Origin of the sequence: Flavobacterium cheongpyeongense (genome assembly GCF_003202435.1) — a bacterium.
Lineage (GTDB): Bacteria > Bacteroidota > Bacteroidia > Flavobacteriales > Flavobacteriaceae > Flavobacterium > Flavobacterium cheongpyeongense.
Genome location: NZ_QJHK01000033.1, coordinates 24,310 through 33,448, shown reverse-complemented (window position 1 = coordinate 33,448; position 9,139 = coordinate 24,310). Strand labels below are relative to the sequence as shown.

Sequence of the window (9,139 nt, the reverse complement as noted above, 5' to 3'; positions counted from 1 at the left end):
GGAAGGCGGAAAAACTTGCCGAAATTGAAATCGATAATTGGAATGGAAAATAGTGCGTGCTTAACAGACGTGTCGCTACACACCATAACACACGCCTCTAGCTATTTGCAAATTTAGTGGAATTATCATTTTTAATTCCTATTTTCGTTTAACCGAAAATACTCAGTTTCATAAGTTACAAACAGCTAGAGGCGCGAGAACGTTAGCGGTCAGGCAACTAAACGACACCAAAGCAGACAACAGAAAAAACAAAGACAACGAAATAAATGGATACAAGAAAATTAATTGGCGACACTTTTGCAGAGCATTTTGTAGAGGAATGGATTGCCGGGTGGAACGAACACGATCTTGAAAAAATACTTTCGCATTACACTGAAGATTTTTCAGTGGACACGCCATTAGCGATGAAAAGATTGCCCGAAACAAAAGGTTTTATAAAAGGTAAAGATAAAATTCGTGCATATTGGGGAAAAGCGTTGGAAAATAATCCAAATCTACATTTCAGACTGATAAACATTTGTTGCGGAATAAACTGTTTGGCGATTTATTACGAAAGTGTGTCAATACAAAAACAAGTCGTTGAAAATTTGTTTTTCAATAACGAGATGAAAGTTGAAAAAGCAATAATGATGTATTCAAAATAACAACCAGACACATTGAATAACAAGCGACAACGTGCCGACAGAACAAAAATAATAAAAACGAATAAAAAACGAATTGACAAATGCCCGAACCGCTAACAGCTACTACAACGGATTTGGGCAATAGGCTTAATGGAAAGTTGGTTTTGTATTTGGGATGATTTGGCAAATCCGAAGAATAGGCTTAATTTAATCCCAAACCCGCTGTAGTACCAAGACGTTATGGTGTATAGCTCCGCCGACGAGAATCAGCTGATTTTAATCGGGTGTTGTAGTTCGGAAAACAAAATGAAGCAAAAACCAAGCTGACCAAAACCGAAATTGATACCGAATTGTTGCGGACTAACAAACGTGAACCGCTTATCGGACAAACGAAAGCGGATTTTTTTGTCGCATTTTTTTTGAGATTTAACTAAAGTTTGGAATTCAAAGACGGAAACTATTTGGAACGGAAAATCGGAAGGTGGAAAAGATTGCCGAAATTGAAATCGATAATTGGAATGGAAAATAGTGCGTGCTTAACAGACGTGTCGCTACACACCATAACACACGCCTCTAGCTATTTGCAAATTTAGTGGAATTATCATTTTTAATTCCTATTTTCGTTTAGCCGAAAATACTCTGTTTCATAAGTTGCAAACAGCTAGAGGCGCGAGAACGTTATGGTGTATAGCTCCGCCGACGAGAATCAGCTGATTTTAATCCGGTGTTGTAGTTCGGAAAACAAAATGAAGCAAAAACAAAGCTGACCGAAACCGAAACTGAAATTGATACCGAATTGTTGCGGACTAACAAACGTGAACCGCTTATCGGACAACCGAAAGCGGATTTTTTTTGTCGCATTTTTTTTGAGATTTAACTAAAGTTTGGAATTCAAAGACGGAAACTATTTGGAACTGAAAATCGGAAGGCGGAAAAACTTGCCGAAATTGAAATCGATAATTGGAATGGAAAATAGTGCGTGCTTAACAGACGTGTCGCTACACACCATAACACACGCCTCTAGCTATTTGCAAATTTAGTGGAATTATCGTTTTTAATTCCTATTTTCGTTTAGCCGAAAATACTCAGTTTCATAAGTTGCAAACAGCTAGAGGCGCGAGAACGTTGTGCGTTACTTTGAAAGAAAAATTACAGTAAAAAGAAAATATAAAAATGGGATTAGATATTAGTGTCGGAGTTGATAATTACGAAGTCATATTTGATGAAAATTACCATCAAAATGATGATGAAAATTTTAATAAACATAGTTTGAGCAGAACATTTTGCAATTTTATTTGCAGAAAAGAAGTGATTGAAACTGAAGCCGAATTAGACCAGATTGGAAAAATTGTCGGAGTTGATATTAGTGCGATTTATGAAATGGGAAATTATGTTGATATTGAAGAACTTGCAGAATATATTGACGAAGAAGAATTGGAAGATGAAATTATTAAAGCTGAATTAAATAATGCAAAACTTGAAGGAAATATAAATAAAGTTTTGAAAACTGTTTCTGAATTAATTACAAAACTTAATGAAATAGAAAGCTTGCCAAAATTACTTTTAAAAACTGAATTTGATACTTTAAATAACGACGAGTATTTTTCATCATTTCCAATTGACAAAGGAAAAGGTTACATTGACAATAATTTTGGTCAAGATTTGAGAAACTTTAAAAATTTTCTAGAATATTGTCTAAAAAGAGAAACTAAAACTGTTTGGTTTATATTTGGTTAAATGAATAGAAAACTAAAAAACGAATAGAAAAGCAACGCACAACAGCAGTTTGCAAAAATGGCGGGTTTTGGGCTTAATTTAAAGTTGGTTTTGTACTTGCAAAGTCAGTGTTTAACCGAAAGTTTAGGCTTCCTTAATTCGCCACTTCTGCAAGCTGCAAAACGTTATGGGCAATTCAGAAGAACCTTACTGCTAAATTCACTAAAATGATTAAGAGAAAAGTATTCATTATAAAAGGTTTTTCTAAATCCACAGAGGAAAGAATTCTTGACGAAAATTTTGCAAATTCATACATTGATTTTTTTAAATTATGTGCAGGAGGAGCTTACACTTTAGACGAGGTTGTTTATCTCTCAGAACCTAGTTATAGTTATCTTAAAGAAAACATATATAATGAAAAGCTTGACTACGGAATTATCGTTTATATCGGTCACGGAGCGAATCAACAAAACAATCAACTTTTTCAATTAAATGCTGAAGAAATAATTAAACCTGGGCAATTTACACTTAATACCGAAAAACAAATCATAATTCTTGAAAGCTGTAGAGTTCTTGCACAATTTATACCATTCGTAGATTTGTCGGATAAAATTCCAGCATTTGAAAAAGGTGGAATTCTAAGAAATGCTTTAGAATTGGAACAGTCCCGTGAGATTTATGATAGCCATATAAAAAGATGTGCGGAAGGAATAATGATTTGCTATGCTTGCAGAATTGGTGAAGAAGCATATAGTTTTATGTTTTCAAAAATGTTTTTGCAACACGCAATAAATTGGCATCTTGATTCATCGCGACATTGTGCAATATTACCGATAGACGAATTAATGCGACTCACATTACCGAGTACGGTTGTAGCGGTACAACAAAAATTTGGTTTGCTTCAATGGCCCGAATCAAGTGGAAAAACGAATTTCCCAATTGCAGTTAGCAAATTTTGAACTGCCCATAACAGCCACTACAACGGATTTAGGCATTTGGCTTAATGGAAAAATGGTCTTGTATTTGGAATGATTTGGCAAATCCGAAAATAGGGCTTAATTTAGTCCCAAACCCGCTGTAGTGCCAGAACGTTGGCAGTAATTCACCCTAGACTCTTGAGCTGACACATTAAGCTAACAGCAGAAAAGTAACAAAATAGAAGGTATTAATTTTAAAAAAAACTTCCACAAACTACTGATATATTATCTATTACTAAGAGTTAGTTAAGATTTTGAACACGTACTCCAGAAAATACTTATATGAAAAAAAATATACAATTATTTCTTGTAATAATCATTATATCGAGTTGTAATCATAAAAAATATGAAAATTTAAATAGCTTACCGTTTAATGAACTTGTAGCAGAAAGTGACCAAATAGTTATTAAGCTTCATGATTCAACTGTTGAGAAACAAATAACGAGTACAGAATCGAACCCGAAGAAAATATTTAAGGTTTCTGCTGAAAAAATAGATGGTTTCAAAAGTATTTTTGAAAGTGCACAAAAAACAGGCTATTGTTGTTGTCCAACATCAAACTATTCAATATCACTTTTAGATAATAACGAAGAGTTTGGTTTATTTTACGTTGACACTACAGAATATAAAGGCAAAGTAAGAATTTATGACTGTGGTTATCAATATTCATATATATTAGAAGAACAAAAATGGAAAAGATTCCTCAATGAAACGGGAAAATAATAACTACTGCCAACACACGCTACAAGCAAGCTGGGCAATTGGCTTAATTTGAAAATAGTTTGTGTTTGAAACATTTGTTTTTAACCGAAAGATTACGCATCTTTAATCCCAGCCTGCGTGTAGCGCGGGAACGTTGGCAGTAATTGTATCCGGATATTGCGAAAAAAAATTAAACAAATTGAAAATGGAAATTATTAAAAAGTATGGTTTAATTATAGTAATCCTTTTTGCTTTTTTTATGTTTTACAAACCTATTTGCTGTTTTTTAATACTCGGGATTGTAATGTTTTATTATGGAGTAAATAGTTTGACATTTATGAATTATATAAAGAAAAATGGAATTGAAAGTTTAGGAGAAATTTTATTGTATGAATCAGATAAAGATGGTTATAAAACACCAATTATTGAATTCAAAACTCTAAAAGGGGAACTAATAAAACAAAAGCCATATTATTATGCTTCAACAGATTTGAGTATTTTTAGAACATATAAGAATAACATAAACAAAAAAATTGCAGTAATTTATAGTGAAGAAAATCCTGAAAAATTTGTAATAAAAACGGAAAAGGATTTTAATATTGGTAGCATAATATTGATGATTATTGTGGGTTTATTTTTTTTGGGATTATCAATTGGCAATTTATTAGGATTTTTGAATATGGGAATATAAAAGAGAACTCAAAAAAAAACAACTACTGCCAACACACGCTACAAGCAATTTGGGGATTTGGCTTAATGGAAAAATTGGTCTTGTATTTGGAAGATTTGGCAAATCCGAAAATAGGGCTTAATTTAATCCCAAACTGCGTGTAGCGCGGGAACGTTGGTGGTAATATATCAGAAACTAACTGCATAAAACAACCGAATAAAATATAATGATAGAACTAAAATTATACAAATCAAATTGGAAAGGTATTAGAATTATAGCTTTATGTTTACCTTTTGTAATTATTGGAATTTGGATGATTTCAGAAAAACAAAAAGAAACTTTTGATTATTTAATGGGTTGGTTTATCACTTCGTTTTTTGGTTTGGGTATCCCTTTAGGCATTTTTGTATTGTTTGACAAAAGGCCACAAATTAAAATAAATGAAAATGGAATTTGGGATAGAACAACTAAGCAGAACGAAATAAAATGGGAACAAATCACAGAAAGTTATCTCATAGATATTTATAATCAAAAGTTTATTTCCATAGCTGTTGATGAAACCTATATTTTTAAAAAAAGTGTATTTAGTAAGATCAATAAACTTAATAAATACTTAGGAGCCCAAGAGTTAAACATAAATTTAAGTCAAATAAAAATTGATGAGAATAAACTAACTGATTTTATAAATAAAATCAGAATTGCAGAAAAAAGTGAAAGACAAAGTCTTATAAAAAACTTCAGTTCTAGTCAATCATTAAATTCTAATTCAGATTTCAAAAAATATTTTATATATCTGTTCATTTTAATTGGTCTAGCTTTACTTTCATTAAGTAATTTTTATGCTTTTTGGGTAATTATGGTTGCTATGGGAATTGGAGGATTGATAGCTAGATGGTATAGAGGAACTACTAATAATTCCAAATTGCGTAAATATTCAGAAAGAATTGCCTACCTAGGTTTTGCTAATATGGTTATAATACTTCTAATTTTTAAAGCTTATGATTACACATCAAACAAAATTGGAAGTGAAATGACTAGAGAAATAGAAACTTATAGAAACGATTTTGGAACTTATCCAAAAGAAATAAAAACTATAAGTGATAAGCTCAACTTAAATCCAATTCAAAAATATATTGCAAACAGAATAAATTATAGAATAACAAAAAATAACTATGTGTTAGAACTTGAATTCTTAAATCATAACCATAAAGAATTTGATACCGAACTAAATGAGTGGAATTAATACTACCACCAACACACGCTACAACGGATTTGGGCATTAGGCTTTATGGGAAGTTGGTTTTGTATTTGGGATGATTTGGCAAATCCGAAAATAGGGCTTAATTTAGTCCCAAACCCGCTGTAGCGCGAGAACGTTGGCGGTAAGTTTAACCGAACGTAATAATTAAAATTAAATTGATGATTAAACATAAAGACTTAAAGAAAGTAATCTTTATAGGAATATCTTGTTGCTTAATCGCGTCAATTTACTATTTCTTCTTTTCGGCAAGAGTTCAAATAGAAGTTTATAATAAATCTGATTTTGACATTGACTCTCTAAAAATTGACGATAAATTTTATAAAATACCTAAACAGAAGTCATTAGTTATTAATTGTCGAAAATTAACAATCCAAGGAAATCTTCCTTTTGGAGCTCCAAATGGAATAATAAAAAATATGCAACGAGACACAATAACAGGTATTCTTTGCGGAACTGACGTTGAAGAAATTAGAAGTGGAAAATATAAATTTGACATAAAAGCGTTCATTGGAAAGGATTACTATATGCTCAATTGGGCTGAACATAAGTAGAACAAAAAAAACCTACTGCCAACACACGCTACAAGCAAGCTGGGCAATGGGTTTAATTTGAAAATAGTTTGTGTTTGATACATTTGTTTTTAACCGAAAGATTACGCATCTTTAATCCCAGCCTGCGTGTAGCGCGGGAACGTTAATAGGTAACCGTAAAAGAAACGAAAACAATGACATTAACACAAGAACATTTGGATTTTGAAAAATTTAGCCGAAAACTCATTGGGCTGACAATTATTAAAGTCGAATATTCTGAAATTAATTACGAGCCGACAAACCCTAGACCTAACTATCCGACAAAATACAAAAACCTTGACTCAGTTGACTTCTCAATCGTTCTTCATACTGACAGTGAAAAATTGGTGGAGATTTATTGGGATGACAAATTTTTTCAATATGGTATTGGCATTAAAATAAACGAGCAATCTGATTTTTCTGGAAATATAAAATGGAATGTTTCGCCGAACGACCTTTGGAAAAAATTTCTTGGAACAAAAATTACAGATATAAATATTACTTGGGAAACAGTTACAACGACAGAAGAAAAGACGCAGAAGACTAATAATTTTATATATCCGCAAGACATCAAAATCACTTTTTCAAATGACAAGAATTTGTTTGTAAGTGTAGCTGGTTTTTTTGACCAAAACGACGAAGAAGTTTATGGGATGCTTGACAATTTAACCGTGACGGACAACGAAGAATTGGCAAAACAAGTAAAAATGATAAATTGAGTATCTAAACGGCCAAAACGGCTACCTATAACACACGCTACAAGCAATTTGGGTATTAGGCTTAATGGAAAAATTGGTTTGTATTTGCAAGATTTGGCAAATCCGAAGAAAGGGCTTAATTTAGTCCCAAACTGCTTGTAGCGCGGGGACGTTATGCGTCATGCTACCAAAAATCAACCTTATGAAAAACCTATTTTTAATTTTATTTGCACTGTTTACTGCATACTGTAATGCTCAAAAAATATCCGAAGACCATATTGACGAGTTTACTAAAAACCACGTTAAAAGAACGGATTGGGAAGGATTAACATTTGAAATGAAAGCAGTTACTAGTTATAGATTCAGTAAAATTGATAATCAATATTTCATACAACTTAAAATAATGCTGGGCGATGTTTACTTTTCCATAAATGAAAATGACGAATTAATGCTGAAACTTATAAATGAAGAAATCGTAACTCTAAAAAATATTAAATATACAACAACTTGTGTTGGTTGTGGGTCTACTGGATTTAATGGTTCTCAATCACAAGGTATTAATGTCAGTTATAATATTAGTAATGAGCAATATCAATTATTAACACAAAATACTATTTCTAAAATTAGAATTTACACAAGCAAAAATTATATTGATTTAGAAATTAAAAAGAAAAAAGCGGATATTTTACAAAAAGCATTGAAATTGCTTGAATAATTGTAATAAATAAAAACATGAACACATAACACTCGTGATACATCATTCTGAAAAACCACACAGAAAATAAAATTTAGTTTTAAAAATGGAAATAATTAAACAAGTGATTTCGATAATACATTTCTTTACATACTTAAAAGTACAAGATTCTTTATTATATAATTGTTTGAAAGATTTCATTTTACCAATCATAATAGCAATTTCAGGAGCATACTTTGCTTATTATTATTTTGTTAAACAAAACAGAATTGATAAAGAAAAAGATGAAACCAAAAAAAATGAAGAAAGAATAAATAAACTTTTCTATTTCACTATAATAGTGGAATATGCATTAGAAAATTCTTTAGAGCAATATAACAACCTGAAAAATCTAATTGAACAAACTTCTAAAAGTCCGATTGAACTTGTTCTAATGGTTCAATCTCCTATGCATAATTTAAAAATAATAACTGATGTTTTAAATCTTGAAGAATATCTAATTGCTTATACAAATTACTATCCCGAAAATAGAAAAGCCTCTGTTATACAATTCAAAAATATATTTAATTCATTTACTATGTTGGATGGAATGTTTAAACAAATTCCCGTAGAACTTCAGGAAAAATATAATATTGAAATGGATGGAAAAAAAAGAATTGCAGATATTGTTCCTAAAGTCATTGATTTATTGTCGATTGTTTTAGAAGAATTTAGAACAAACGAAATTGAATCTTTTAATGAATTAATGAAACAGATTCACCCATATATGAGCCCAAATATTTCTCAATTAGTATCACCAGATTTAATAGGTCTCAATAATACTTTAATGTTGCCAATTAGTAATTTTTGTGACAACTACAATTTTGTCAAACAAAAGAAAATGAGTGATAATCATGTTGAACTTGGATTATTAACTTCTGAATGTGTAAGTATTTACAACACTATAATAGATAAAACTAAAGAATTAATTGTCTTGTTAAAAGCTCATGAAAAAGAGATATTTGAAACAATTGGATTAATTACTATAAATTCGGAAATTTTAAGAAAAGATTTTGGATTAAATGAGAATATAAGCACGAACGCATAACACACGCTACAAGCAATTTGGGCATTTGGCTGAATGTAAAAATTGGTTTGTATTTGGAAGATTTGGCAAATCCGAAAATAGGGCTAAATTTAGTCCCAAACCCGCTGTAGTGCCAGAACGTTATGCACAATGCAAAACCACA

At 31.1% G+C, this 9,139-nt stretch carries 10 protein-coding genes; all 10 read left to right on the top strand.

Going from position 1 to position 9,139, the window contains the following annotated elements:
• The first annotated feature begins 266 nt into the window (after positions 1–266).
• The 10 genes from DMB65_RS21380 to DMB65_RS21330 all read left to right on the top strand — a co-directional run bounded on the left by DMB65_RS21380 (position 267) and on the right by DMB65_RS21330 (position 8,997).
• The gene (locus tag DMB65_RS21380) at positions 267–644 is read left to right on the top strand and encodes a nuclear transport factor 2 family protein (protein WP_110308662.1); all 378 of its coding nucleotides are present in this window, start codon (positions 267–269) and stop codon (positions 642–644) included.
• Positions 645–1,796: 1,152 nt separating this feature from the next.
• Positions 1,797–2,360, top strand: coding sequence for a hypothetical protein (locus DMB65_RS21370; RefSeq protein ID WP_110308660.1), 564 nt, complete (start codon positions 1,797–1,799; stop codon positions 2,358–2,360).
• A gap of 206 nt (positions 2,361–2,566) precedes the next feature.
• Positions 2,567–3,298 (top strand): hypothetical protein, encoded by a 732-nt coding sequence (locus DMB65_RS21365; protein ID WP_110308659.1) that lies wholly within the window; start codon positions 2,567–2,569, stop codon positions 3,296–3,298.
• Positions 3,299–3,598: 300 nt separating this feature from the next.
• Positions 3,599–4,039 (top strand): hypothetical protein, encoded by a 441-nt coding sequence (locus DMB65_RS21360; RefSeq protein WP_110308658.1) that lies wholly within the window; start codon positions 3,599–3,601, stop codon positions 4,037–4,039.
• A 184-nt stretch (positions 4,040–4,223) separates the two neighbouring features.
• Positions 4,224–4,709, top strand: a complete 486-nt coding sequence (locus DMB65_RS21355) for a DUF3592 domain-containing protein (protein WP_123955377.1) — start codon at positions 4,224–4,226, stop codon at positions 4,707–4,709.
• A 205-nt stretch (positions 4,710–4,914) separates the two neighbouring features.
• On the top strand, positions 4,915–5,931 hold the full coding sequence (locus DMB65_RS21350; RefSeq protein WP_110308656.1) for an STM3941 family protein: 1,017 nt from the start codon (positions 4,915–4,917) through the stop codon (positions 5,929–5,931).
• 176 nt (positions 5,932–6,107) lie between these two features.
• Positions 6,108–6,500 carry a hypothetical protein gene (locus DMB65_RS21345; protein ID WP_110308655.1) on the top strand — a complete coding sequence of 131 codons (393 nt, stop codon included), beginning with the start codon at positions 6,108–6,110 and terminating at the stop codon, positions 6,498–6,500.
• Positions 6,501–6,673: 173 nt separating this feature from the next.
• Positions 6,674–7,237 (top strand): hypothetical protein, encoded by a 564-nt coding sequence (locus DMB65_RS21340; RefSeq protein ID WP_110308654.1) that lies wholly within the window; start codon positions 6,674–6,676, stop codon positions 7,235–7,237.
• 181 nt (positions 7,238–7,418) lie between these two features.
• Entirely contained in the window at positions 7,419–7,931 is a 513-nt protein-coding gene (locus DMB65_RS21335; protein ID WP_123955376.1) for a hypothetical protein, read from the top strand.
• 85 nt (positions 7,932–8,016) lie between these two features.
• A complete protein-coding gene (locus tag DMB65_RS21330; protein WP_110308652.1) occupies positions 8,017–8,997 on the top strand; it encodes a hypothetical protein in 981 nt (326 codons plus the stop codon).
• Positions 8,998–9,139 lie beyond the last annotated feature (142 nt).

What these genes read in the sequence shown, in the direction of transcription:
- DMB65_RS21380 (WP_110308662.1), top strand. Translation starts at nt 267, where the DNA reads ATGGATACAAGAAAATTAATTGGCGACACTTTTGCAGAGCATTTTGTA.
- DMB65_RS21370 (WP_110308660.1), top strand. Translation starts at nt 1,797, where the DNA reads ATGGGATTAGATATTAGTGTCGGAGTTGATAATTACGAAGTCATATTT.
- DMB65_RS21365 (WP_110308659.1), top strand. Translation starts at nt 2,567, where the DNA reads ATGATTAAGAGAAAAGTATTCATTATAAAAGGTTTTTCTAAATCCACA.
- DMB65_RS21360 (WP_110308658.1), top strand. Translation starts at nt 3,599, where the DNA reads ATGAAAAAAAATATACAATTATTTCTTGTAATAATCATTATATCGAGT.
- DMB65_RS21355 (WP_123955377.1), top strand. Translation starts at nt 4,224, where the DNA reads ATGGAAATTATTAAAAAGTATGGTTTAATTATAGTAATCCTTTTTGCT.
- DMB65_RS21350 (WP_110308656.1), top strand. Translation starts at nt 4,915, where the DNA reads ATGATAGAACTAAAATTATACAAATCAAATTGGAAAGGTATTAGAATT.
- DMB65_RS21345 (WP_110308655.1), top strand. Translation starts at nt 6,108, where the DNA reads ATGATTAAACATAAAGACTTAAAGAAAGTAATCTTTATAGGAATATCT.
- DMB65_RS21340 (WP_110308654.1), top strand. Translation starts at nt 6,674, where the DNA reads ATGACATTAACACAAGAACATTTGGATTTTGAAAAATTTAGCCGAAAA.
- DMB65_RS21335 (WP_123955376.1), top strand. Translation starts at nt 7,419, where the DNA reads ATGAAAAACCTATTTTTAATTTTATTTGCACTGTTTACTGCATACTGT.
- DMB65_RS21330 (WP_110308652.1), top strand. Translation starts at nt 8,017, where the DNA reads ATGGAAATAATTAAACAAGTGATTTCGATAATACATTTCTTTACATAC.